Annotated in this window: 22 protein-coding genes; 13 read left to right on the top strand and 9 right to left on the bottom strand. The window is 37.4% G+C overall.

The annotated features are described in order from the left end of the window. Window positions 1-166 precede the first annotated feature (166 nt). From NK356_RS18895 to NK356_RS18885, 3 genes are read right to left on the bottom strand one after another with little or no spacing between them, the layout of a single operon-like run. Complete coding sequence (locus NK356_RS18895) at window positions 167-1759, bottom strand: beta-carotene 15,15'-monooxygenase (RefSeq protein WP_034698763.1); 1593 nt, start codon at window positions 1757-1759, stop codon at window positions 167-169. Next, window positions 1752-2816 carry an HlyD family secretion protein gene (locus NK356_RS18890; protein WP_253317732.1) on the bottom strand — a complete coding sequence of 355 codons (1065 nt, stop codon included), beginning with the start codon at window positions 2814-2816 and terminating at the stop codon, window positions 1752-1754. The genes NK356_RS18895 and NK356_RS18890 overlap by 8 nt, the downstream gene beginning before the upstream one ends. Window positions 2817-2820: 4 nt before the next feature. Beyond that, window positions 2821-4143 (bottom strand): TolC family protein, encoded by a 1323-nt coding sequence (locus NK356_RS18885; protein ID WP_253317731.1) that lies wholly within the window; start codon window positions 4141-4143, stop codon window positions 2821-2823. Between the two features lie 132 nt (window positions 4144-4275). On the opposite strand from NK356_RS18885, the gene NK356_RS18880 reads away from it, so the two are divergent. From NK356_RS18880 to NK356_RS18835, 10 genes are all read left to right on the top strand, one after another. After that, on the top strand, window positions 4276-5088 hold the full coding sequence (locus NK356_RS18880) for an AraC family transcriptional regulator (RefSeq protein WP_253317730.1): 813 nt from the start codon (window positions 4276-4278) through the stop codon (window positions 5086-5088). A gap of 101 nt (window positions 5089-5189) precedes the next feature. Continuing rightward, entirely contained in the window at window positions 5190-5621 is a 432-nt protein-coding gene (locus NK356_RS18875; RefSeq protein WP_253317729.1) for an Rrf2 family transcriptional regulator, read from the top strand. A gap of 59 nt (window positions 5622-5680) precedes the next feature. Further along, window positions 5681-6457 (top strand): methyltransferase domain-containing protein, encoded by a 777-nt coding sequence (locus NK356_RS18870; protein WP_253317728.1) that lies wholly within the window; start codon window positions 5681-5683, stop codon window positions 6455-6457. Window positions 6458-6735: 278 nt separating this feature from the next. Then, the gene (locus NK356_RS18865; RefSeq protein WP_253317727.1) at window positions 6736-7233 is read left to right on the top strand and encodes a hypothetical protein; all 498 of its coding nucleotides are present in this window, start codon (window positions 6736-6738) and stop codon (window positions 7231-7233) included. A 10-nt stretch (window positions 7234-7243) separates the two neighbouring features. Then, entirely contained in the window at window positions 7244-8281 is a 1038-nt protein-coding gene (nirK, locus tag NK356_RS18860) for a copper-containing nitrite reductase (RefSeq protein WP_253317726.1), read from the top strand. Window positions 8282-8317: 36 nt separating this feature from the next. Then, window positions 8318-9148, top strand: coding sequence for a formylglycine-generating enzyme family protein (locus NK356_RS18855; RefSeq protein WP_253317725.1), 831 nt, complete (start codon window positions 8318-8320; stop codon window positions 9146-9148). A 5-nt stretch (window positions 9149-9153) separates the two neighbouring features. Further along, on the top strand, window positions 9154-9717 hold the full coding sequence (locus NK356_RS18850) for an SCO family protein (protein WP_253317724.1): 564 nt from the start codon (window positions 9154-9156) through the stop codon (window positions 9715-9717). 12 nt (window positions 9718-9729) lie between these two features. Next, window positions 9730-10155, top strand: a complete 426-nt coding sequence (locus NK356_RS18845; protein ID WP_253317723.1) for a c-type cytochrome — start codon at window positions 9730-9732, stop codon at window positions 10153-10155. A 46-nt stretch (window positions 10156-10201) separates the two neighbouring features. Beyond that, on the top strand, window positions 10202-10927 hold the full coding sequence (ric, locus tag NK356_RS18840; RefSeq protein ID WP_253317722.1) for an iron-sulfur cluster repair di-iron protein: 726 nt from the start codon (window positions 10202-10204) through the stop codon (window positions 10925-10927). A 13-nt stretch (window positions 10928-10940) separates the two neighbouring features. Further along, a complete protein-coding gene (locus NK356_RS18835) occupies window positions 10941-13184 on the top strand; it encodes a nitric-oxide reductase large subunit (RefSeq protein WP_253317721.1) in 2244 nt (747 codons plus the stop codon). Between the two features lie 321 nt (window positions 13185-13505). Here the strand turns inward: NK356_RS18835 and NK356_RS18830 are convergent, their stop codons facing one another. The 6 genes from NK356_RS18830 to NK356_RS18805 form a co-directional block, all read right to left on the bottom strand. After that, window positions 13506-16991: a DUF2723 domain-containing protein gene (locus tag NK356_RS18830; RefSeq protein ID WP_253317720.1), complete on the bottom strand. Its 3486-nt coding sequence runs from the start codon at window positions 16989-16991 to the stop codon at window positions 13506-13508. A gap of 275 nt (window positions 16992-17266) precedes the next feature. Then, on the bottom strand, window positions 17267-18055 hold the full coding sequence (locus tag NK356_RS18825) for an SDR family oxidoreductase (RefSeq protein WP_034698790.1): 789 nt from the start codon (window positions 18053-18055) through the stop codon (window positions 17267-17269). A 96-nt stretch (window positions 18056-18151) separates the two neighbouring features. Continuing rightward, window positions 18152-18541 carry a RidA family protein gene (locus tag NK356_RS18820; RefSeq protein WP_034698794.1) on the bottom strand — a complete coding sequence of 130 codons (390 nt, stop codon included), beginning with the start codon at window positions 18539-18541 and terminating at the stop codon, window positions 18152-18154. 95 nt (window positions 18542-18636) lie between these two features. Further along, complete coding sequence (locus NK356_RS18815; RefSeq protein WP_034698797.1) at window positions 18637-19200, bottom strand: Crp/Fnr family transcriptional regulator; 564 nt, start codon at window positions 19198-19200, stop codon at window positions 18637-18639. 38 nt (window positions 19201-19238) lie between these two features. Then, window positions 19239-19841, bottom strand: a complete 603-nt coding sequence (locus NK356_RS18810) for a TlpA disulfide reductase family protein (protein WP_253317719.1) — start codon at window positions 19839-19841, stop codon at window positions 19239-19241. A 156-nt stretch (window positions 19842-19997) separates the two neighbouring features. Beyond that, window positions 19998-20717: a DUF6796 family protein gene (locus tag NK356_RS18805; protein ID WP_253317718.1), complete on the bottom strand. Its 720-nt coding sequence runs from the start codon at window positions 20715-20717 to the stop codon at window positions 19998-20000. A 201-nt stretch (window positions 20718-20918) separates the two neighbouring features. Here NK356_RS18805 and NK356_RS18800 point away from each other — a divergent pair, with 201 nt between their 5' ends. The 3 genes from NK356_RS18800 (at window position 20919) to NK356_RS18790 (ending at window position 25378) form a co-directional block, all read left to right on the top strand. Next, a complete protein-coding gene (locus tag NK356_RS18800) occupies window positions 20919-21902 on the top strand; it encodes an AraC family transcriptional regulator (protein WP_253317717.1) in 984 nt (327 codons plus the stop codon). Window positions 21903-22225: 323 nt separating this feature from the next. Beyond that, window positions 22226-24556, top strand: a complete 2331-nt coding sequence (locus NK356_RS18795; RefSeq protein ID WP_253317716.1) for a TonB-dependent receptor — start codon at window positions 22226-22228, stop codon at window positions 24554-24556. Between the two features lie 3 nt (window positions 24557-24559). Then, window positions 24560-25378: a DUF4249 domain-containing protein gene (locus NK356_RS18790; RefSeq protein WP_253317715.1), complete on the top strand. Its 819-nt coding sequence runs from the start codon at window positions 24560-24562 to the stop codon at window positions 25376-25378. The last annotated feature ends 80 nt before the right edge of the window (window positions 25379-25458 follow it).

Below are 25458 nucleotides of genomic sequence, written 5' to 3'. Positions count from 1 at the left end.
TGTAGAGAGAAAGGATCTTGTCTGCAATGACAAAAAACATACAATTCCGGCCATAAGTGTTCATCCATTTTCTAACAGAATAAAAGAGGCCGCCTTATCAGACAGCCTCAGCACTCTACTATAAAATTAGCTAACAAGCTATACTTTTAAATTATGATTGTCTCACTTATGCAGGAGACAGTCTGCGTGATTTCAGATAAAGAGCTGTACGGTTGAGATAAGGGAAGAGAAAAATCAATAACAGTGAGGCAGCAAGAAGCCAAACCATCATTTCATAATAATCCATTGCAAAACGGACATGATCCTGAACATTCATTCTTCCTACCAATAACTTATTGGCAGCTTTTACAGCCTTATCTTCAGACATTCCTCTTGCAACAAGCTTAGCCGTCTGCTGATGAAGAAAATTTTTAACTTCCGGATCTACAGCACTTAAATGATCCTGAAAAGCATTGTAATGACGACTTTTTTCAAAGAGTTCAAAAAAATTGATCAGAGCAATGCTGATACAAAATCCGAGATATCGTATAGCTAATGCTGTTGCAGCAGCGGAAGGTCCAATAACAGCAGGAACGGAAGAAATAATATAAATAATTGTTGGAACCATTATCAATCCTACCCCTAATCCCTGAAGGAATAACGGAATGTAATAATTAAACTCATCAGCCTGAACATCAAAAGAATAATACATTAGCCCATGAAAGATCAATAGCATCAAAAAACCTGGTCCCCAGATATACCGTATATTTTTCTTTTGCAAAACCATACAACAGGCAATAATGACCCCAATAACCAATCCTGCAAGATTGAAAATATTAATATAGGATATATGGAATGGATCTAAATGCAGTTCTGAGGCAAAATAGGTATTGACAATTCCTGAGGCAAACCTACAGATATACATCACGAAAAGTATTAGTAAACCTACTTTAAAGTTTCTGTATCTGAAAACCTGCAGATCAATATAAGGTCTTTTAATAGCCTGCTGACGGAATATGGAGATTCCTGCTAAAACAATAATTCCGATGACACTTCCTAAAATCCGGCTATCTTCCAGCCAATAATATTCCTGACCAAAAATGGTTATATATCCTACCAAAACCAATATCGTACTGAAAAGTCCAAAACTCTGCCAGTCCAGTTTATACAGGTGAAACCTTGCATCGGTTCTGTAATTACTCATAGCTAAAGTCAGGAAAACAAGCCCCGGAAGATAAGAGAATATGGCAGTTTTATAAACGATATTAAAATTATAGGAATCGATGAGATCTGCAGTAATCAGATTATTGAATGGCAAAGCACAAATTAAGATTCCAAAAAATACAGAAAAACTGATCTCCCTCCCTCTTTCACTGCTTAATCTTGTAAAAATAAGAGTCAGTGAAAGGTTTACATTTCCGGCAAATAACATTCCCTGCACAAAACGAACCGGAAATAAAATATAGACTTCACGGGTGAAATAGCATATCAGACAAGCCAGAATCTGCAATGTGGTGAACAGAAGAAAATATTCTTTTGCAGCCAGGAAACTGAAAAATCGTCTTTCCAGGCTATAAAATCCTACATAACCTGCATAAAATAATGCTACTGAAAACTGGATATCCGCTGGTTCACATCCATAATATCCGGCGGCGGCATTCAGATTAGACAATGGCAGAAAAAAGATAATGATTCCCGGAAGTGTCATTGAAAAAAGAATAATTTTCACCAACCATTCCGGAGCCCATTTTTTGAAATAGGGCATTTGTCTTTTAGCCATTGGAATGCTTTTTATTGGCGTAAACATTCACATTCATTCCTACTTTCAGAACATCAATCTGACTTCTTTGTCCATCCACTCTGATTCTTACAGGAATACGCTGTACAATTTTCACGTAATTCCCTGTAGAGTTATCTGGTGGAAGCAGTGAAAAACTTGAACCTGTTGCAGGAGAAAGGGAAATAATCGTTCCCTGGAATTCTTTGTCCGGATAAGAATCCGCCACAATTTTCACATGATCTCCGATATGCATATCCTTGATCTGAGTTTCTTTATAATTGGCTACCACCCATTTATCGGTTTCATTATTGACAATAAAAGCCAGCGTTTCTCCGGCATCAATCATCTGCCCAACCTCAACGGTTCTTCTTCCCATCCTTCCGTCATATGCTGCGGTCACTGCGGTATAACTTACATCCAGCTTATGACGGTCCAGCAATGCTTCCAGTCTTGCAATTTCTGCTAAAACAACTGTTTTTTCTGCCCGTATATCATTGATCTTGGATACCGAAGCGGCATAATTATCCTGTGAAGACTGATAATCGCTTTCATTGACATCCAGGGTTGCTTTCACATCCTCAAGACGTTGTTTGGTCGCAGATTCTTCATCATACAACTTTTTATATCGGTTATAATCAAGCTGTTGTTTCCAGACCTTTGCTTTACTGGCATCTACCTGAGCCATTGCTGCTGCAGCTTCCTTTTCTGTAGTTCCTGTCGTACTTTCCAATACTCTCAATTGGGCACGGGCTTTCTGAATGGCAGCCTGAGTCTGTTTTTCCTGAAGAATATATTCTCGATTATCAATAATCAAAAGAGTATCTCCTTTTTTAACTTCCTGATTCTCTTCAAACTTTACGGCTACAATGAATCCTCCGGCTCTTGAAATAATAGGATTGACATATTCCTGAACCTGTGCATCATTGGTCTGCTCATATGCATAATAATTTTTTAAGGTAAAACCGCCCCAGACAGCAAGTGCGGCAACGATTACAACTGAAATCCATCCTGTGATCTTCGTGATCATTCTATCGGTGGGAGTATATTTTTTTTTCATTGTATTATAAAACGCCTGTAATGTTTTGTAGTAAATAATAATTATTTTGTGCCATAATTTTGGCGGCTTCAAGCTCGAATTTTGTCTGAAGCAGCTGTATATCTGCATCCAAAAGCTCAGTGATAAGAGAAGTCTGGCTGAAGTAAGTATTTTTGATAATACGTGCATTTTCCTTTGCCTGAGCCACATTGGCTTCTGCCACTTTTATCTGTTCTAAAGCTTCCTGGTAACGCAGATAAGCTTCTTTCACCTGTTGTCTTACTTTATCTTCCGTATCCTTGTGCACTTCCTCTTCTTTTTCAAACTCCAGCTGGGCAGCCTTTACTTTATGGGTGTTATGGTAAAGGGAAGAGATAGAAAACGACGCTTTAATTCCAACGATTCCCAATGAATACCAATAAGGATTATAGGGATAAAGGAAAATCTGCGGATTGGCATAATAAAATTCACCATACATCCCTATTTTAGGTCTTACATTGGCTTTTACCTGTTTCAGTTTGATCATACTCAGTGCTGTCTGCTGTTCAGAAACATGATAATCAAAAGAATGATCCAGTGCCAGTTTGAGATACTCAGTATAAGTTGTACTCTCATTCCACTGATTAAACGGTGCTTCAGGGATAACAATCTGCTCATCCGGAATTCCAAGAATAATATTCAGTTTCTGCATTGCAATGAGGATATCATTTTCTATAGTCACCAGAGCCATTTTTCTTTTGGAAAGTTCCAGTTCAATCCTTAAAACATCACTTTTCAATACCACTCCATTTTTATAAAGAGTCTGTATCTCTTTAAGCTGTGTCTTCTGATCAGTGATATCCTGTTTGATAAGATCTCTGAAGATTAATGTTTTCTGTAATTCAAGATAAAGAGCTGCAGTTTTATAATGTATGTCTGAAACCGACTGTTCTTTCTGAATATCCTTAATTTTCTGAAGGGTCTGATTTTCCTTAATCTTAAGATTCAGCTTATTTCCGTTATAAATGTTAAGGTAAAAATCTGCTCCGGCTCTGTACAGCGTATGAATCACTTCATGCTGTGTTGGTTTGGAAAAAATTCCGTTTTCATAGATGGGAATATTGGAAGCTTTTTCTGCAGAACCTTTAACTTCTATTTCCGGAAGACGCTCTCTTTTGGCATCTTTTACTTCAGCTTCGGCAATGTCTACATTGATGGTATTGATTCTGATATGACGGCTGTTTTCTTCCGCTTTTTGCCATGCGTCTTTTAGGGAGAGTCGTATGGTATCCTTTGTTGGACTGCCGGTCTGAGCTGATATAGTGGAGGAAATTCCAAGCATCAGCAATCCGGCGACATAAATTTTCATTTGAATTTTTGAATTATTGCACTGCAAATTTATTGGCAATCCTGAAATTTTATTTATCTAAAATAGTCAACTTTTACATGATTCCGGCCAAATGATTATATTTGTATTTTCATTGGTATTCTAAATTTTTTTATGGGATTAATTGCTGCACTTCCGGACATTGATAAAGACGATAAAAGTGTATTTGTTATGCACGAAAAATCAGAAAAGCTGATTCCTTTTCACAAACACACAAAAGGACAGCTGAGTTATGTGGAAGGTGGCATTGCCTATATTACGATTGATAACAGAACCTATGTGGTTCCGGCAAGACATTTCTTTTGGATTCCGCAGGGAATGGAACATATTTTAGAGATCGGACATACAGCGACAGTTCTGCGTTCTCTTTATTTCTATGCTCATGATGATGCTTCAGATCCTTTCTACAGCAGACTGGGAATCTATCCGGCCTCAGAACTTCTGATCCAGATGATCAAATATTCGGAAATCTGGGATGAAAAACACGTTACTGCTAAGGATGAAAATTTCGAATTTTTAGTTGCTCTAAAAAAAATCCTTCCAAAAACTCACCAACAGCCATTACCCATTATTCTTCCTGCCACCCATAATAAACAGATGATGAAAATTGTATCCTATCTGGAATGGAATATTGGGGAAAAGTTGACTCTGTCCAATGTCAGCAGCAGGTTTGGTTTGAGTGAGCGTTCTCTGTCACGACTTTTCAAGGCGGATATGGATATTTCTTTCCTTCAGTATTTAAAAACACTAAGAATCATCAAAGCCATTGAATTACTTTTAAATACAGACAAACCTATCAATGAAATTGCCGATGATGTGGGCTATAGCTCGATAAGCGCCTTTAGTGATACCTTTCATGAATTTACCCAATCGAGACCGTCAGATCTTAGAAAGAGTAATAAAGCTACCCAAAATATGATGGGATAATCCCTTAAAGATGATCTTCATCAGATTTAGAAAAAAATAAAAGACTAATTTATCTTTTATTAAAAATATCTTTCTATATTTGTCTCATAAAACTCAGTAAAATGTTTTCAAAAACCTGTGAATACGCTTTAAGAGCCTTGATCTATATTGCCCAGCAGTCTAAAAATGACAGCAGGGTCGGAATTAAGGATATTTCAAAAAGCATCCATTCACCAGAGCATTTTATTGCAAAAATTTTGCAGGAGTTGAGCAGAAAAGGATTTGTACAATCCGCCAAAGGCCCCAATGGAGGTTTTTATATGGATCAGAAAAATCTGAATACGTCCATTGCTGATATCGTAAGAGAAATTGACGGTGATAAGCTTTTTACCGGTTGCGGACTTGGGCTTGATCAGTGTTCGGAAACACATCCGTGCCCGCTTCATGAGCAGTTTAAAAGCATTAGACAGGATCTTCGTATCATGCTTGAAACTTCAAAAATCCAAACCTTTGTTGATAATCTGGATTTAAAACTGACCTATTTAAAAGGGTAAAAAAAATTTAAAAAAATAAAAGACAAAAAGGTATTTATATATCAATTAAAAACAACATTATGAATACAGAAAATATTGAAAAAATGTCGGGGCACTGGTTATTGGCTAAAATCGGCAAAAAAGTTTTGCGGCCAGGTGGTCTTTCTCTTACCAAAAAAATGTTGGCAATGCTGGATATAACACCTGCTGATGATGTAGTGGAATTTGCTCCCGGTCTCGGTTATACAGCACATATGACACTGGAAAAAAAGCCTCACTCATATATAGGAATTGATGCTGAGCAAAATGCTGTAAATGATCTGAACAGAGCATTTAAACAGACCTCTGCCCTCTTCCGATTGGGAAATGCGGCACAGAGTTTTTTACCTGAACAATCAGTCAGTAAAGTATATGGAGAAGCAATGCTGAGTATGCATGCAGATCACAGAAAAGCAGAAATTATCCGGGAAGCTTACAGAATTTTGAAACCTCAGGGGTATTATGCAATTCATGAATTGGCTTTGAGACCGGATGATCTGGATAATAATGTTAAACTGCATATTCAGAAAGAACTTGCATTAGCCATTAAAGTCAATGCCCGGCCACTCACTGTTTCTGAATGGACAGATTTATTAAAAAAAGAAGGCTTTACTGTTCTGAAAGTTGAAACGGCTCCCATGCATCTCTTAGAACCTGAAAGAATTATAGATGATGAAGGTGTTTCCGGAGCTGTTAAGATTGCAAAAAATATATTACTCAATCCTTCTATCAGAAAGAGAGTTTTCCAAATGAAAAGAATATTCAAAAAACATGAAAAAAACATGTGCGCAGTTACTATTATTGCCAGAAAAGAATAATTTTTGAAAGTGAAAAAACAAGGTGACAAAAGTCAGAATAAATAACAGATAAAATACCCTTTTTAAATAGAAATAGATTCTATATTTGTATAAGAAAAAAGAAGAAAGTACTCACCTGATCAATTCCGTTGATTATCTGCAATTCAGAATTAATGTATTAACGTTCCCGAGTTTAAATATCATATAATCATAACCATTTAAAACCCCTGCTGCTTTATTGATTTTTAAAATCAATTTAATAAAAGACAAAAAGGTGTTTATATCTCAATAATAAGACAATGAAACTGCATGTTAAAAATCCCCTTGTGTTAATGATGCTTTGTCTGATGACAGGTGTTTTTATCACCATTAGTTTTCTGGAAACACCTATGAAGTTTCAGGTCAGCGGGATGACTCTTCCTGTAGCGCTTGAACTGGGAATGATGATGTTCGGAATATCTACCAAAATACAATGTGTTTTTCTGATTTTAATTATTGCGGTAATGTGTATCAGTCGGAAAAATTACAAGAAAACCGATTTTCTGATGGTTCTCCTTGTAGTAATTATTTTGCTGCTGGAAAAGTTCTGGATGCTTCCTGTTCTTGATACAAGGGCTCAGCTGTTGTCCGCAGGAAAGCCGGTCCCGCCTTCAGAAATGCATAACTATTTTATCTATGCAGAATCTGCTAAAGCACTCTTTCTGTGTATCATCATAGCTTTACAATTTACCAAACAAAAAACAAATACTGAAAAAATTCTGCACCCTATCGATCAGCAGAAAGATTCAAATCATTAATTCTCCCATTATGAAAAAGACCATATTATTTACCTCGGCTTTATTGACGGTAATGGCTCTTAATGCCTGCAAACAGAGCCCTTCAGGAGATACATCCAATATCACCAATACCGAAAACATCAAAACGGACGGAACAAGTGAAGAGTTAAAAATGCCGGCTCCCCCCAATGTTCCGGCTCCTGTAGGAAACCGTGCCGCTAAAAAAATTATTGTAAAACTGGAAACAATAGAAAAAACAGGTGAACTCGCAGACGGAACAGAATATAATTTCTGGACTTTCAACGGAACTGTTCCTGGAAGTTTTATCCGCGCGCGAGTTGGAGATGATATTGAACTTCATCTTAAAAACCATGAAAATAATACCTTTCCCCATAATATTGACCTTCATGCCGTGAATGGTCCTGGTGGTGGTGCTGAAGCTACTTTTGTGGCTCCCGGTAAGGAAGCAGTATTTAATTTTAAAGCATTAAATCCCGGACTGTATGTTTATCATTGTGCCACAGCACCAGTAGGAATGCACATTGCCAACGGTATGTATGGCCTCATCCTTATAGAACCTGAAGGTGGCCTTCCAAAAGTAGACAAAGAATTCTACATCATGCAGGGAGATTTTTATACTAAAGGAAAATTCGGGGATAAAGGACTGCAGGAGTTTGACATGGACAAAGCGATCGCCGAACATCCCGAATATGTAGTCTTCAATGGAAATACAGCTTCGCTTTTAGGGGATAAAGAACTTCAGGTAAAAACAGGGGAAACAGTAAGGTTCTTTGTAGGGAATGGAGGTCCAAACCTGACCTCATCCTTCCACATTATCGGTGAAATTTTTGACAAAGTATATATTGAAGGAGGCAGCAAAATAAATGATAATGTACAGACAACGGTAATTCCTCCCGGAGGAGCGTCTATCGTAGAATTTAAAGCAACGGTTCCCGGAGAATATGTGATTGTAGATCATGCCATCTTCAGAGCATTCAACAAAGGTGCTTTAGGTAAGATTAAAGTAACCGGACCGGAAAATCCGGCAGTCTATAAAAAGAATCAGTAATGAATTAAGGTTCATTAGGATTTCAAAAAAGAAACAATGAGAGCTTTTGCAATTATTTTAGGTTGGATTATATGTTCAGGAATGATATCCTGTTCTGAAAAGGTGAAAAATCCTGAGAGTGAAATCCATGTACAAAAGCGTTTAAACCTGATTGTCAGTCAGAAAAAAATGATTGAAATCCCGGGAGGAACATATAAGGCATTCATTGGAAAAGATTCAGGAAGGATTGTAAAAGTACAGACTTTTGATCTGGATGACAGCCCTGTTACAAACAATGAATATCTTGAGTTTCTTAAAGCAAATCCTCAATGGACAAGAAGTAAAATATTAAGACTTTATGCAGACAGCAATTATCTGAAACACTGGAAAAGCGATTATGAAATTCCGGAAGGAATGAGTCCGGATGCTCCAGTCACTAATATTTCATGGTTTGCAGCTGAGGCCTATGCAAAAAGTACTGGAAAAAGGCTTCCTGCTATTGACGAATGGGAATATGCTGCATTAGCAGATCAAAAAACGCCAAATGCCTCTAAAGATCCCGCTTTTACTGACTATATTCTGAAAGCCTACCAAAAAAAGGATAAAAACAAACAACCGATAAAACAAGAGCCACCCAATTATTATGGAATTTACAATATGTATGGAATGGTTTGGGAATGGACTTATGACTTTAATTCAGTAATGATGAGTGGAGAATCCAGGAAAGACAATACGGTGAATGACAACCTTTTCTGTGCCGGAGCAGCAGTAACCTCTTCTGATTTAAGAAACTACGCTGCCTTTATCCGGTACGCATTAAGAGGAAGTATAAAAGCAAATTACTGCCTTAATAATCTCGGATTCAGATGTGCTAAAAACAAAAATTGACCTTTATGAAAAATATAACCCTGATAGTACTGGCCCTGATCATGATATCATGCGGCAAGAAAAATGAAGAAATAAGCCCTGATTCTATCTATAATGTACAGACAAACTGGGAAAAACAGGATGGTAAAAACATTACATTCTCAGATCTGAAAGGAAAAGTACTGGTAACCGCAATGATTTTCACTTCCTGCAAAACGGCCTGTCCAAAACTGACCGCTGAAATGAGAACAATTGCCCAGAAAGTAGGAAAAACAAACCCTGAAGACATTCAGTATGTACTGATCTCCATTGATCCGGAAAATGATACTCCAAAAGTAATGAAGAGATATCTGTACGTGAACAGATTTGATGAAAAAGAATGGACTTTCATCCGGGGTAATGAAGAAGATACCCGGGAACTGGCTAATATTATGGCTGTAAAATATAAACAGATATCTCCTATAGAATTCTCCCACTCCAATATCATTACAGTGTATTCAAAAAAGGGAACGCTGGCTTTTCAAAAAGAAGGTCTCGATAGCGATTACGAAGCTATTGTACACGAAATAAAAAAACAAATACAACTTTAAATGGATAAGATTATGAAAAAATTACTTCTAACAGCTGCGCTGTTTTCACTCGCTGTAACTTCATGTTCAGATAAAAAAGATACAGATCCTATTCCTCAGGCACCGGAAACCAATGTAATGCTGGAAGAGCCTAAACCTCAGGAAGCAGCCCCGGCAGCCGCTCCTCTTTCGGGAGCTGATGCAGAAATCGCAGAAGGAAAATCCCTTGTAGAAGGAACAGACTGTTTATCATGTCATAAAATTGATTCAAAACTTGTTGGCCCCGCCTATCAGGAAGTGGCAGCAAAATACAAAGAAGCAGATGTTGATATGCTTGCACAGAAAATTATTGACGGAGGTAAAGGCAACTGGGGAGAAATTCCTATGACACCTCATGCAGGATTAAGTAAAGATAACGCCAAACTGATGGTAAAATACATCCTTTCTCTTAAGAAATAGATTAAAAAAAAATTTAAAATAATAAAAGATAAAAAAGTATTATATTATGAATACAAGAACAGACTTTATAGGAAATATGGTGGCTGAAGATTTCAGAACAGCCGCAATTTTTAAAAGACATGGCATTGATTTCTGCTGTAAAGGCGGAAGAACAATTGAAGAAGCCTGCAGCAATAAAAAACTGGCTCCGGAAAAAATTTATGAAGAACTGGAAGCCCTGCCAAAAAATGAAGGCACTTCAATTGACTTTAACAGCTGGCCTCTGGATCTCCTGGCAGATTATATTGAGAAAACCCACCATCGTTATGTAGAAGAAAAAACTCCCATTTTACAAGCTTTTCTTGACAAATTATGTAAAGTTCATGGAGGCAGACATCCGGAATTATTCGAAATCAATACGATCTTCAATGAATCAGCACAAGATCTGGCCGCTCATATGAAAAAAGAAGAATTGATTCTGTTTCCATTTGTAAGAAATATGATTAAAGCAAGAATATCCGGTGAAGCCCTGCTCCAACCTGCTTTTGGAACCGTTGAAAACCCTGTCAGCATGATGATGCATGAACATACAGTGGAAGGTGAACGCTTCAGAAGAATTGCGGAAATCACAGATGAATATCTACCACCTGCAGATGCCTGCAACACCTACAAAGTAGCTTTTGCCATGCTTCAGGATTTTGAAAATGATTTACATAAACATATCCACCTTGAAAATAACATCCTTTTTCCCAAAGCGATCCGACTGGAGAAAGAATTTGCTGTTGAATCTTAAAAACTAATACAGAATGACACCTAAAAAACTTTGGATATGGCTTGCTGTAGTAATGGTTGCTTCGTTTGCTGTTCTTATTTTCTATGGAACTGAAATTTACAGAAAAATCCCCCCAATTCCTGAGAAAGTAGTAAGCACAGATGGAACTGTGATCGCTACCGAACAGGATATCAAAGACGGGCAGAACGTGTGGCAGTCTATTGGAGGACAAACGGTAGGAAGTATCTGGGGACATGGTGCTTATATTGCTCCGGACTGGACGGCAGATTACCTTCACAGAGAATCTGTTCTGCTGCTTGATGAGCTGGCGAAAAAGGATCATAAAGTTTACAAAGAACTTCCGGATGAAGAACAGGCTAAATATCAGGTATTGCTGAAAAAGGAACTTCGTACCAATACCTTTGATGAAAGCAAAAATGAAATTGTATTCTCTCCTGAACGGGCAGAAGTACAGAAACAGCTTTCACAGTATTATTCAAAATTATTCATGAATGATACCTCCATGGCTAAACTCCGTGATCAGTACGCCATCCCCGAAAATACCATCAAGGACCCTGACAGAATGGCTAAAATGAATGCTTTCTTTGCATGGAGCACATGGGTATGTATCACGGAAAGACCGGGAGATGATGTGACGTACACCAATAACTGGCCGCATGATGAATTGGTAGGAAATGTTCCTCCGCCTTCACTGCATTTATGGTCAGGGTTCAGTATATTACTTTTATTAGGTTCAGTAGGCCTTTTGGTATTTTATCATGCCAGAAACAAAGAAGAAGAAATCAGTGAAGCTCTGCCGCTGGAAGATCCACTTCGAAATATGAAACCTACCCCTTCTATGAAAGCCACTTTGAAATACATTTGGGTCGTTGCTCTGCTAATCCTTGTTCAAATGCTTGCCGGTGTAGTTACAGCCCATTATGGTGTGGAAGGAAGCGGGTTTTATGGGATTCCTTTGGACCAGTTTTTACCACAGTCGGTTTCCAGAAGCTGGCATGTACAGCTCGCGATATTCTGGATTGCTACCTCATGGCTGGCAACAGGCCTTTATATCGCTCCCGCGGTTTCAGGATATGAACCTAAATATCAGAAACTGGGAGTGAATATATTATTCGGAGCCTTATTGATTGTTGTGCTGGGATCTTTAACCGGACAATGGCTTGGTGTGATGCAAAAACTTGGACTGGTGGATAATTTCCTTTGGGGACATCAGGGATATGAATATGTAGAACTGGGAAGAGTGTGGCAGATCTTACTGCTCATCGGGCTTATTCTCTGGTTGGTATTAATGGTCCGAGCATTACTTCCTGCTTTGAAACGTAAAGATGGAGACCGTCATTTGCTGACCCTATTTACCCTTTCATCCGTAGCCATTGCATTATTTTATGGAGCAGGATTAATGTATGGAAGACAAACTCATATGGCGATTGCCGAATATTGGAGATGGTGGGTTGTTCATCTTTGGGTAGAAGGATTTTTTGAAGTTTTTGCAACGGTAGTGGCTGCCTTTTTATTTACAAGACTGGGATTATTAAGGCTGAAATCTGCCACCAGTGCCGTTTTATTTTCTACCATTATTTTTCTTGGCGGAGGAATTCTGGGGACATTCCATCATTTGTATTTCAGTGCTACGCCTACCGCTGTACTTGCTTTAGGAGCAACTTTCAGTGCCCTTGAAATAGTCCCGCTTGTTCTGATAGGTTATGAAGCTTACCAAAATTATCAACTGAGTAAATCAACCCAATGGATTCAGGCTTACAAATGGCCTATCTACTGCTTCATTGCCATGTGTTTCTGGAATTTCCTTGGTGCAGGCATCTTCGGGTTTGCCATCAACCCTCCTATTGCATTGTATTACATCCAGGGACTGAATACCACTGCTGTACACGGTCATGCGGCGTTGTTCGGAGTTTATGGGATTCTGGGAATCGGATTAATGATGTTTGTTTTGCGAGGACTTTATCCTGACCGACAGTGGAATGATAAATTAATTGGCTGGGCTTTCTGGATGATTAATATCGGATTACTGGTGATGGTAACCATCAGTCTTCTTCCAATAGGCATCATGCAGTCTGTTGCCTCTATAAAAGAAGGTTACTGGTATGCACGTTCTGCAGAGTTCATGCAGACGGACATCATGCATTTTCTGAGATGGATGCGTGTGCCGGGAGATATTTTACTGGCTGCCGGGGAACTGCTTTTGGTTATTTTTATTATCGGACTGAAATTTGGCTGGTCGTTGAAAGAAAAACGATAGTATGAATGGTTCAAATCTCATAGGTTTTTAATCTTTAAAATTTGATGATTTTTACATTACTTGAATTTAATTTTTAACGCAAAGGAATATTATCATTATGTTTATTTAAGGAAGCGAAGAAGAGCGACTTTGTCGCAGATGAAACATTATGGTAATACATTCGCTTAAAAACGATCAATGAAATTGATCAAACCTCTTTGCCTCAATATATAAAATCAAGCATTTAATTCTTTGCGTTTATAAAATGAGATTCTATTAACTCATCCTGATTTATATTAAAAAAGCCTTTAAATATTGAATTTAAAGGCTTTTTTATATGTTTTACTGTGTCACTTTCATCATTGAATTTGTAATTTCAATTTCTTTTTTCCTGGAATATGTGGAATCAAAAGGCTCCATGACATTGAATAAATACTGATAAAAAGGAGTAATCTGGCGTACATTTTCAGCTTCCTTCCCTGCTTTTTCTTTGCCCATCTGTTGAAGTCCTTTGATAAAAACACTGAATTTCTTATCAATAGGTTCCATCGATTTTAAAAGATACGCATGCGCTTTTTCTTTCTGCCCCAAAGTCTTGTAGGCATCTGTAACGGCTGCAACAACAAGTGCATATTCCATCGGTTTAGACCTCATCTGTCTTTTGGCTGCTGCTTTAAATGAAGGAGAAAGGTTCTGGTAATAATCATATTCTTCAAATATTCCCTTTTTGAGTGTTTCAGCCAGCTGAAGACCTTTTTGCTCCTTTCCTGCAACAATATATCCGGTAACCATCGCACTTAATGAACGTGGATCATTGTATTTCTCCACAGGAATTTCTTTTGCAGCAAGATCCAGTAATTCTAATGCTTTAGCTTTCTGCCCATTGACAACCAGTGCAGATACAGCTCTGCTCACGGACATTCTGTAGCCCAAAATATTTGACGTAGCCGTTTCATCATAATAAATACTTAAATCTTTAAAATTTCCCCATCTGAAGTTTTTCACCACCTGATAAAGAGAATTCGCATCTACCCTTCCTTTGTCTCCATCCGGACTCTGCGGAGTATGAATAGGAACCAGTCTGTAGCTGAAACCATCAAACTGAAGATATTCATCCAGATAAAAAATATTTTCACTGTCATACATCCCGCCTGAAGAGAAATTAATCGGACGTTTCCAATCGAAATTAGCCAGCATATCCAGCATCATCAGATTACTTTTATAAAGCGTATTGGCTTCATAATTAATCATAATCTGGTCTACAGCTTGTGGAAGATCTGCCTGAGTAATGATCCCCGATTTCACTGCATTTTCTTTATTTACCGGAAGAATAAATTTGCTCACCGGAAGAATATTGTATTTTTCATATTGTTTTTCTCCGAAGTACATTTTCAGCAATTCATCTTTTTCGGATGACTGTAATTTCAGAAATTTCATAGCATCTTTCAATGTCAGAGAATCCTGGGTCAGATATTTTCTGAATTCCTGGAAAGCAGTGTCCGGAGCACCCTGTTCTTTCAGCATTTGGAAAAGTTCTTCCCAGTTTTCTTTTTTCATCAGATATACCTGATCATTTACCCCATCTCTATATTCTTCATGCGTTAATTCACCCGGAATCCCCTTCGCATTGTAAGTTTTTCTTTTCACCTGATCAATATTCCATGGAGTGGCTAAAAGGGTAAAGTTCACCGTTTTCACATCATCCCTGAATCTTTCCGTTTCCTGAATCGCCCATACCGGAAAGGTATCATTATCACCATAAATGAAAATAATATCATCTTTTGGCAACGACCTTAAAAATGAATAGGCATAATCACGGGCTGCTGTTTTCTTGCTTCTGTCATGCGAAGTGTAATTCTGAAAGCCCATCATCAAAGGAATTCCTAGTAAAATAAGCCCAAGAATAATGTTGGCAGCATTGGATTTAACCTTAGACTGAATCAGCCAAAGTAGGAATCCCGCTCCCAGACCAATCCAAATGGCAAAGGCATAAAATGAACCTACCATGGCATAATCTCTTTCCCTTACTTCAAATGGTTTTACTCCGGTATAGAAAACAATTCCCATACTTGTCAGAACAAACAATGAAAGCATCGCATAAAACCTTCCAAAGTCTCTGTTGAGCTGGAAAAAGAAGCCAATCAATCCTAAAATCAGCGGCAAAAAGAAAAACTTTACGGTACTTTCATTTTTAAACTTTGCAGGCATATGATCCTGATTCCCAAGTAAAGCATTATCAATAAAAGAAAATCCTGAGATCCAGTTACCGTTCGTATTTTCCATGTGACCCTGAAGATCATTCTGTCTTCCTACAAAATTCCACATCAGATATCTTACAAAGTAGTATCCATTCTGAAATGATATAAAATAATCCATATTCTGAGCGAAGGATGGACGTTGCACTTTAATAAGATCATAAGGCTTCACTTTCAGATAATCTTCTGCCGTGATAGAATCTCCTTCATATTTTGCTCTCAATTCTTCAAAAATCCTTTTCGCTTCCGGATTGTCTGCAACGTCTTCATTATCATAGTTAAAAGTAAAGTCAGGAGCTCCATATAAAGAAATATAGTTTGCCATCACTTCATTATCCTGATTGAACATTCTTGGCATGAAGCTTATATGGGATTTGTTAAACACATAGTTGAATCTCTCCCCTGTTTTTCTGTAGGTTCCGGTTTTTTCATCTTTTTCGTAAATATCTCCGGTGATGTCTCTTTTATAGCTTCCGTCTTCATCTTTTTTCATTCCGTTTTTATCAAGAAATGCAGTGTAATTCTGTCCGTAAATGGTAGGCCAGTCACCGTATTGTTCTCTGTTATAATAATCTCTCATCCCGATAGCAGTATCAGGATCATTAAGATTCATCGGAGGATTGGCATTCGCTCTTATCGGAATTACCAGCCAGCATGAAAATCCGATGATCATATAGACCAGAGATAAAACGACAGTCTGGTATAGTTTTCTTTTTGTTTTTCGGGCATATTTAATCAGAAGATAACTTATGATCGTCATGAGAACAAACGCCACAATGGTCCCTGAATGGAAAGGAAGTCCCAGTCCGTTCACAAAGAAAATTTCAAGCTTTCCAAACAGAGTCATTATCAAAGGGAAAATCATCTTGAATACAAAGGCAAGAATTCCCAGTGTAACCAAATTGGCCATTATAAAATTCTTCCACGAAAAAGTATAATTTCTGGAATAATACACCAGGCATATGGCCGGAATAGCCAGCATACACATCATATGAACCCCTACAGAAAGTCCTATGATAAAGAAAATAAGAATGATCCATCTCTCGCTGTCTGCTGTTTTATATTCATTTTCCCATTTGGTGATAAGCCAAACCAGCAAAGCAATAAACATGGAAGCCATGGAATACACCTCTCCTTCTACTGCTGAAAACCAGAATGTATCTGAAAATGTAAAACATAAAGCTCCAATCATTCCGGCAAACAGGATTGAGATTTCCTGATGCTTTGTAATTTTTTCAACATCTTTATGTAAAAGTCTCCTTAAAAAATGGGTAATCGTCCAGAACAGAAGCAGGATTGTAAATGCACTGAATAATGCTGACATTGCATTGATGACAATAGAATAATGTTCCGCATTCCCCAATGCAAAAATACTTGCTACTGCTCCCATAATCTGGAATAAAGCCGCTCCCGGAGCATGGGTTACCTCCAGTTTCACAGCTGAAGAGATATATTCTCCGCAGTCCCAAAAACTCAGGGAATGTTCTATCGTTGAAAGATAAGTAATAAGCGCAACAGCGAAAAGGAACCATCCCAGTACGGTGTTCCATTTTTTAAAAGACCAGTTTTTCATATCATATTTTCCAATATGTATATGACAACTGGGGAAAAGGGTTTATTACATTTACCTTATTTTATTCTCAAACCACAAAAGCCACAAAAGTCTTAGTGTAGTTTAATAAATTTAAAAACAATGCTGCAAAAAGTTCATATAAGAAGAAGTAAATCAAAGATTTCAAACAACTTACGTGTACTTTAACACTCAAAATAGAAAGCTTAGAAACAAATTCAAAAACTTTTGTGGCTTTTGCGGTTTAAAAGAATTTATGTTTCCTAAATGGTAAAGTTTTAATACGTATTATTCAATCCTCCATCCAAAGGAATACTTGTTCCGGTAAGATAATTTGAATATTCCGAAGCCAGAAACGCCACCAGATGTCCATATTCCTCAGGCTGTCCGAATCTTTTCATAGGAATCTTATTTTCCCTCGCCTTTTTTATTTCTTCTTCTTTTGAACCAGTTTGCTGAGCCTCATGAGCCACCAGTTTTTGAATTCTTTCAGTATCGAAATACCCTGTTAACACATTATTTACCGTGATATTATGCTGTGCAATCTCATTAGAAAGGGTTTTTGCCCAAGCAATCACTGCAGAACGGATAGAATTGGACAAGGCCAGATTTCCAATCGGTTCTTTTACTGATAAAGAGGAAACATTAATGATACGCCCTTTTTTCTGTTGAATCATATGCGGTAGAGCCAGTAATGTTGTTTCGCAAACAGTTTTAAAGAGAAGGTCAAATGCTTTCTGATAGTCATCGGTATTTTTATCCACTGCCAACCCCGGTTCCGGACCATTGGTATTATTCACCAGAATATCTACTGAATGATTACTAAAATATCCTGCAATAATTTTTCTATAACTTTCAAAGTCTGAAAAGTCTGCTACAAGATAGCTATGTTTCTGATCAGCATTGATGACAGGTAGTGCAGCAACGAAATCTTTAAGTTTTGTTTCATTGCGGGACATAACGGTAACATTGGCTCCGCATTTTGCCAATTCAGTGGCAATTCCGGCACCGATTCCCTGCGTAGCTCCTCCTACTAAAGCATTTTTTGAAAAAAGTTGAATATTCATAAGATCTTTGGATATCGTAATTGGTATAGGATAAATGTAAGAAAAAACCTCCAAATTATATTTTGAAGGTTTATTTTTTTAAGGCTTATTTCTCATTTATTTTACGACTGTAGCTTCAAGTTCCACCTTTAAAGTTTCAAACAAACCATTCACCTCAAGCATGGTTACAGCCTGCTGAATCTGATGTCTGGCAATCCACTCCTGAAGAATAGGAAAATGAGGCCAGAGTTCTTCAGTAGAAGTTGTGTAGATATTTAATCTTACAATACCATTGCATTCATATCCTGCTGAACGGATTACCTCTTCCAGATTGGCAATAGCCTGTTCCAGTTGTGATTTCATATCCTTATCACTGGATGTTCCATCGGGATCAATAGCTGCCTGCCCTGAGCAGTATAAAGTACTTTCAACATTTTTTACTTCTACAGCCTGAGAATAACTTCTCTCATCCTGCCATTTCCATGGATTAACTGTTCTTTTTTCCATTGCATTGAATTTAGAATTACTATGCAAAATTGCAGAACAGATGCTTCAAATCTATGTGATCCGGCTCACGATTATCCTGTGATCATCATCACATTTTATAGTGGCAATCGGCTCAGTGTCTCCCTCGAAACTCCTAAATAAGCTGCCAGAAGAGATTTTGGAACCCGCTGAACCAACGAAGGATATTTTTTCAAAAGCTGATTATAGCGTTCTTTTATTCCGGTTGTCATCATGGAAACGGTACGTTGTTGAGCGGTAATAAAACCCATATAGGCTTTTTCAAGGAAGAAATGTTCCAGTTTCGGAAGCTGTGCACATAGTTTTTTATAATCATCAAGCTTAATGCATAATACTTCTGTCTCTTCAATGCATTCCAAAGACATAGTAGCTGCAGTTTGCTGGTAATAAGCCGGAAAATCGGTTTCCCACCAGTCTTCCATCGCAAATCCTACAATATGTTCTTTTCCGGTTTCGTCTGTATAAACCAACTTTAACAAACCTTTCAATACAAAATAGTTGTAAGGAACAGCTTCTCCTTCCTGTACTAAAAACTGATACTTCTTATATTTTTTATAGGTAAAACAGGACGATATGAATTCAAATTCATCATCATTAAGAGGAACTATTTTTTCAATGTGGGTTCTTAGCTGTTGTACCATATTCTATTTCTTATGATATAAAAATACGATTTAAATAGCTAGGGATTTTGTTTCAAAAGCTCATCAATCTGTTTGTAAAATGAATCTTTACTGTAGTCTGCCAGCCCTTTATGATGCAGACGGATCTCTCCTTTTTTATCTAATACAACAGTCGTTGGCAGTGAACCACTATACAATACATCAGGAATATTTCCGGCCGGTACCAGAAAAGGAACTGTAAAGCCGTTTTCCTTTAAGTAAGATTTTCCAAGAGCAATATTATCATCCAGGTTTACCGTAAGAAATACCATATCCGGATTGTCTTTGTATCGATCATATAGTTTCTGAACAGACGGAAACTCTGCACGACACGGAGGACACCAGGAGGCCCAAAAGTTAATGAAGACCACTTTATTCTGTAAGGCAGAAATATCTGTAATCTTTCCATCTTCATTTTTCAGCATAAATCCGGCATAGGAAAATTTAACTGAACTATTTTTCGTTTCTTTTGGTTCTGATATACTGGCATTGAGAATTCCTGTGGAAGCCACCTGTCTCATCAGCCATGCCTTCGCATCTTTATTTACCAAAATGATAATAAACAATATTATAAGGACTACAGTAGAGCCATTTTTTCTTACCCAGATTTTCAGATTTTCCATATTCTCCCGCTTAATTCCCAGCCAATATAGGATTAATATTTTGATCAAAAGAAAAGAAGGACTGTTTTTAAAATAAAAAAGCCTTCAAATACTAAGATTCAAAGGCCTTTCTCTGTGTTTTATTTCAAGTTATCATCATGGTAAGATTCTTTAAAACTATATTTTATTCAACAGTTTCTTTCTGAAAAGAAAAAGCAGAGAACTGAAAAATGTCAGATACGCAATATTGAATATCGCTCCACCTACCCATCCTGAAAAAGGAAGAGGTAAAAGATTTTTTATAGGAATAATAAACAAAGTAAGCGCAAATGGTGTCAGCAAAGCCATCCATCTCGGCAGCAGGGTTTTATTGAAAAGAATACAAACAGCAAAGGAAATCCATCCTACAGCCAGTACACCAATAGCAGTTCCCCAGGCGATATTCAGCATTTTCATAAAGCCTCTTCCTGTTTCCAGAAGATAAGGATGAGAAGCAGAATCTGTATGATAAACTGCTTTATAAATCTCTCCCACATAGAAGAATCCGGCATGTCCTAAAGGTGATAAAACAGCTCCTGCCAGTAAGATCCAATACACAAATACGGCATACCATTTTTGAGTGTCTTTAAAAAACTGATACACCAGCCACGTGACGGGAAGCAGTAAAGGTCCTGTAAGAGCACCAATCAAAGCACCAAACATCAACCTTGGAGTGGAACCTTCCAGCATCAAAGTTGCAAATTCTACATCTACCTGATCGGCATAAGTCTTTGAAAACAACGGATAATCCGAAGGGTTCGGATCAAATCCGGCAACGTAAATATCACCAATAATCCAACATATTGACACTGCTATTGCTGCCGCAAAAGACCAGTTTATTTTACCTGAATATTTCATAATTTTTCAACAATTAATTTTATATAAGATGTACATCATTTCATTATTTCTTTCTCTTATTTAAAAGCAAATTTTAATTATTAAGAATCATTCTAAATAATCATTATCTTTGTGCAAACTTAGTCTAAACATTCAACAGAAAGGGTCTGTAAAACGGAATAAAAAGTCCGTAAAAAGGAAATTCTAACCAAAGAAAAGGAAATGACAGTACGGCTATATGATGAAAACCTTGGGAACATGCTTATGGAGCGAAATTATCCTTCCTCTTATTTCTTACATGATGGAGACATCCAGGAATGCATTACCCAGCTCATTCCTCCTTATGGAAATGGTTTTTATCACGAAATAAGCTTCACCCATGTCCACATCAGTTTTGGGAATGTTGTATTGAATAAACTGCTTGAAATATATCTTGAAAGTGATTTTGATTCAGTAGAAATGCATTTTACTCTGAAAGGAAAAAGCAAAGCAGTTTCGGGTAACTTCCAGAAAACAGTAGTGTTTGACAGCTATCAGCACAACATTATTTATGCCCATCATATGGAAGGCAGAATGGAATTTGAAGGCCCGGAAATGTATATATTCGAAATCAATCTTGCTCCTGAGTTTTTTAAAAAATTTCTGCCAGAAGATTCAGGATTGTTTGAAATATTCAGAAGTTCGATTGACAAGAAAAATTCATCCCTCATTCAGACTGAGCATAACCGCATTACCCATGAAATGTATCAGATTCTGAACGATATCATTCATTGTAACAGAAAAGGGATATTCAAACGAATTTATCTTGAAGCTAAAGTAAATGAACTTCTGCTGTTACAGCTTGAACAGTTTCTTGACAGTGAATCCTTACCTTCTTCTCTTCAGAAAAAAGATATAGAAAAAATGTACGCTGTGAGAGATTATATTGTAAAGAACCTGAATGCAGACAGCTCTCTAAATGATCTTGCGCATCTGGTGGGGACTAATGAATTTACTTTAAAGAAAGGCTTCAAAGAGCTCTTCGGCACTACCGTTTTCGGATACTGGAACGATCTCAAAATGGAACAAGCCAAAAGAATGCTTCTCGACAGTGATCTTAATATCAGTGAAATTTCTGATCATATCGGCTATAAAAATCCGAGACATTTTTCCTCAGCGTTTAAAAGAAAATTCAATATCCTGCCAAGCCAACTCAGAAAAAGATAACATCATACAGACTTTTAAAAGCTCATTTGTCTATTTTTTATACCGGGCAATAATAAAAACTAGATAACACCCGTTAATAATTTGTTTTTCAACAAAATCAACAGAAAAACAACAATAAATCAATATACAATGCATAATATTATTGTTTGTGTAAACATCTTATTTTATCCTTGCTTTTTACTATTTCCGGAAAACTGTTTTTTCACCGGATTTATTTCATAATTAAATTGTTACGTGTAACAAATCCCCTATTCATCTAACTAATCATACATCAATTAAACATTAATTCCTATACAAGAGATCTACTACTTTAAAATAAACTAATGCAAACATCCTTTTTAAAAATCACCGCAGCCACCGCTGCGCTCTGTTTCAGTACCCTGGCAATCGCCCAGCAAACGTATTCCGTAAGTGGAACCGTGAAAGACAAAAAAAACGGTGAATTGCTCATCGGAGTATCTGTAAAAGTAAGTGAAGATCCTGCTATCAATGTTGTTGCCAATGAGTATGGATTTTACTCACTTTCCTTACCTGAGGGAAATTACACCCTGATTATTTCCTACCCGGGATATCAGGATTTTGAACAGCAGATCAAAGTAGATCAGAATATAAAAGTTGACCTTCCCCTAGTTCCTGCAGAAGCTGTAGCAAAAGCAATTGATGAGGTGGTGATAACCGGCATTAAAAAGGATAAAAATCTGACTTCGGCTCAAATGGGAGCAGAAACATTAAGCATTAAAAATATAGAAAAGCTTCCTGTTCTGTTCGGAGAAAAGGATGTGATGAAAACCATACAGCTTTTACCAGGTATTAAAAGCAGTGGTGAAGGAAGCAGCGGGTTCAGTGTACGTGGTGGTGCTACCGACCAGAACCTGATATTACTGGATGAAGCTCCGGTTTATAATGCTTCTCACCTTCTTGGTTTTTTCAGTACATTCAACAGTGATGCTCTGAAAGATGCCAGCATCATTAAAGGAAACAGCCCCGCACAATACGGAGGTCGCCTTTCTTCTGTATTAGATGTTAAAATGAAAGACGGAAACAATAAAGACTATAATATCAATGGAGGAATTGGTCTTATCAGCAGCAGATTAAGTGTGGAAGGCCCTATTCAGAAGGAAAAATCTTCATTCATTGTTTCAGGAAGAAGAACGTATGCCGATTTGTTCCTTAAAACCAATAAAGATTATAAAGACAACAAATTATATTTCTATGATCTGAACCTTAAAGCCAACTATCAGATCAATGAAAACAACCGTATTTACCTGTCCGGATATTTTGGAAGAGATGTTCTGGGATTGGGAGATACTTTCAATACAGACTGGGGAAATACTACGGCAACCTTGAGATGGAACAGCATTATCAGCAGTAAACTATTCTCCAATACGTCATTCATTTACAGTAATTATGATTATAAAATCAGTCTGAAAAATGATGATACCGTATTTGATTTAAATTCAAAAATCCGTGACTGGAATCTTAAGCAGGACTTTACCTGGTTTGCAGGAAACAAACATTCTGTACGCTTCGGTCTTCAGTCTATTTATCATACTCTTACTCCGAGCAGTGCTTCAGGGACTACTGTGAGCAGCTTTACGAGAAATCCGAGATATTCATGGGAGAATGCTGTTTATATCAATGATGATTATAAAGCAACGGAAAAGCTAACGATTAATTATGGGGCAAGGCTCTCCATGTTTAGTGTACTGGGAGGAGACACATTCAATACCTATGAGAATGGTGTGTTAACCGACAGTAAATTCTTAGAAAAAGGAAAATTCGGGAAAACCTATACGAATATTGAGCCACGTATTAGTGCTAACTACCGTATTAACGAAGTCAGCAGTGTAAAAGGAGGTTATTCCAGAAATACCCAGAATCTTCACCTTCTGAGCAACAGCAACAGTGGAAACCCTACCGACCAGTGGATAGGAAGCAGCTATACGGTAAAACCGGAAATTGCAGATCAGATCAGCCTTGGTTACAGCAGAAATTTCAATAACAATAATTATGAATTGAACGCTGAGATTTACTACAAAGACATGAAAAACCAAATCGACTTCAAAAACGGGGCTCAAATTGGTTTTGATACAGGAGCAGATGTAGAAAGTGAATTGCTATTCGGAAAAGGAAGAGCTTACGGATTGGAACTTATTGCCAAAAAGAAAAGCGGAAAACTGACAGGATGGATTTCCTATACCCTTTCCAAAACAGAAAGAAAGATTGACGGAATCAACAATAACGAATGGTACAACGCCAGAATGGATAAAACCCATGACCTTTCTATCGTTGCCACCTATCAGCTTAATCCGAAATGGAGTTTTTCAGGGCTGTTCGTCTATAGCACAGGAAATGCTGTTACCTTCCCTACCGGAAAATATGAACTCAACGGACAAACCATATTCCAATACAGCAACAGAAATGCAGACAGAATGCCGGCCTATCACAGAATGGATCTGAGTGCAACTTATGAACCAAGTACCAATAAACGATTCCGTGGTTCATGGACATTTGGTATTTACAACCTATATGGTAGAGAAAACGCCTACACCATCAACTTTGAAGACAATCCTGACCGTCCCGGAACAACCCGTGCGATACAGACCTCTTTATTCCGTTGGGTACCCAACATCACTTATAATTTCAAATTCTAAATCATGAAAAATATATTTTATATCATAGTATCTCTCTTTGCATTAACCTCTTGTGAAAAAGAGATCGACCTGGATCTGAATGATCAAAGCGGAAATATTGTTATTGAAGGAAATGTAACCAATCAATCAGGACCTTATACCGTAAAAATCACAAAGTCAGTAAGTTTTTCATCACCTAATCAATATCCGGCGGTCACTGGCGCTGAGGTTATTTTAAGTGACGATATGGGACAAACAGAAACCCTTCATTATGTAGGAAACGGAATCTATCAAACGACTACGTTCACCGGAGAGCCTGGCAGAACTTATACTTTAAAAGTTCAGGCCGAAGGAAAACAATATACGGCTCAGAGCAGAATGCCTGAAGTAGTTTATTTTGACGGATTACAGCAGAGTTCTTTCAAATTTGGAGATAAAACCACGTATACCCTCTTACCATTATTTACAGATCCATTACCATTAGGAAACCGTTACCTTTTTAGTTTTACCATCAATGATCTTACTAAAAAGTACATGAATACTTTTTCAGATAATGTGAATAACGGATTACCCAATCAACAGCCTCTGATTCTTCCTAATGATGATAATAAAGGCAGAGATCATGAAGTGGTAGTGGGAGATAAAATTCATGTAGAAATGCAATGTATTGATAACAATATATTCACCTATTACAGTTCTTTGCTTCAGATTTCAGGCGGCAATGGCGGAACAGCTACTCCTGCCAATCCACCAAGCAATATAAACAACGGAGCTTTGGGGTATTTTTCAGCTCATACAACAGATACGGAAACTTTTGTCATTGAACAGATGACTACTCCATAAATTTAAAAAAGAAGCCGTCTCACAACTGAGGCGGTTTTTCTTGTTAAAAAGTAAATAATTTTTATATATTTTGATTTGTT

It is taken from the genome of Chryseobacterium sp. S0630 (assembly GCF_024158915.1).
GTDB lineage: Bacteria > Bacteroidota > Bacteroidia > Flavobacteriales > Weeksellaceae > Chryseobacterium.
Note: the sequence above shows the minus strand (reverse complement) of the source record. Positions and strands in the feature narration are given on the sequence as shown.

What these genes read in the sequence shown, in the direction of transcription:
- NK356_RS18895 (WP_034698763.1), bottom strand. Translation starts at nt 1,759, where the DNA reads ATGGCTAAAAGACAAATGCCCTATTTCAAAAAATGGGCTCCGGAATGG.
- NK356_RS18890 (WP_253317732.1), bottom strand. Translation starts at nt 2,816, where the DNA reads ATGAAAAAAAAATATACTCCCACCGATAGAATGATCACGAAGATCACA.
- NK356_RS18885 (WP_253317731.1), bottom strand. Translation starts at nt 4,143, where the DNA reads ATGAAAATTTATGTCGCCGGATTGCTGATGCTTGGAATTTCCTCCACT.
- NK356_RS18880 (WP_253317730.1), top strand. Translation starts at nt 4,276, where the DNA reads ATGGGATTAATTGCTGCACTTCCGGACATTGATAAAGACGATAAAAGT.
- NK356_RS18875 (WP_253317729.1), top strand. Translation starts at nt 5,190, where the DNA reads ATGTTTTCAAAAACCTGTGAATACGCTTTAAGAGCCTTGATCTATATT.
- NK356_RS18870 (WP_253317728.1), top strand. Translation starts at nt 5,681, where the DNA reads ATGAATACAGAAAATATTGAAAAAATGTCGGGGCACTGGTTATTGGCT.
- NK356_RS18865 (WP_253317727.1), top strand. Translation starts at nt 6,736, where the DNA reads ATGAAACTGCATGTTAAAAATCCCCTTGTGTTAATGATGCTTTGTCTG.
- nirK (WP_253317726.1), top strand. Translation starts at nt 7,244, where the DNA reads ATGAAAAAGACCATATTATTTACCTCGGCTTTATTGACGGTAATGGCT.
- NK356_RS18855 (WP_253317725.1), top strand. Translation starts at nt 8,318, where the DNA reads ATGAGAGCTTTTGCAATTATTTTAGGTTGGATTATATGTTCAGGAATG.
- NK356_RS18850 (WP_253317724.1), top strand. Translation starts at nt 9,154, where the DNA reads ATGAAAAATATAACCCTGATAGTACTGGCCCTGATCATGATATCATGC.
- NK356_RS18845 (WP_253317723.1), top strand. Translation starts at nt 9,730, where the DNA reads ATGAAAAAATTACTTCTAACAGCTGCGCTGTTTTCACTCGCTGTAACT.
- ric (WP_253317722.1), top strand. Translation starts at nt 10,202, where the DNA reads ATGAATACAAGAACAGACTTTATAGGAAATATGGTGGCTGAAGATTTC.
- NK356_RS18835 (WP_253317721.1), top strand. Translation starts at nt 10,941, where the DNA reads ATGACACCTAAAAAACTTTGGATATGGCTTGCTGTAGTAATGGTTGCT.
- NK356_RS18830 (WP_253317720.1), bottom strand. Translation starts at nt 16,991, where the DNA reads ATGAAAAACTGGTCTTTTAAAAAATGGAACACCGTACTGGGATGGTTC.
- NK356_RS18825 (WP_034698790.1), bottom strand. Translation starts at nt 18,055, where the DNA reads ATGAATATTCAACTTTTTTCAAAAAATGCTTTAGTAGGAGGAGCTACG.
- NK356_RS18820 (WP_034698794.1), bottom strand. Translation starts at nt 18,541, where the DNA reads ATGGAAAAAAGAACAGTTAATCCATGGAAATGGCAGGATGAGAGAAGT.
- NK356_RS18815 (WP_034698797.1), bottom strand. Translation starts at nt 19,200, where the DNA reads ATGGTACAACAGCTAAGAACCCACATTGAAAAAATAGTTCCTCTTAAT.
- NK356_RS18810 (WP_253317719.1), bottom strand. Translation starts at nt 19,841, where the DNA reads ATGGAAAATCTGAAAATCTGGGTAAGAAAAAATGGCTCTACTGTAGTC.
- NK356_RS18805 (WP_253317718.1), bottom strand. Translation starts at nt 20,717, where the DNA reads ATGAAATATTCAGGTAAAATAAACTGGTCTTTTGCGGCAGCAATAGCA.
- NK356_RS18800 (WP_253317717.1), top strand. Translation starts at nt 20,919, where the DNA reads ATGACAGTACGGCTATATGATGAAAACCTTGGGAACATGCTTATGGAG.
- NK356_RS18795 (WP_253317716.1), top strand. Translation starts at nt 22,226, where the DNA reads ATGCAAACATCCTTTTTAAAAATCACCGCAGCCACCGCTGCGCTCTGT.
- NK356_RS18790 (WP_253317715.1), top strand. Translation starts at nt 24,560, where the DNA reads ATGAAAAATATATTTTATATCATAGTATCTCTCTTTGCATTAACCTCT.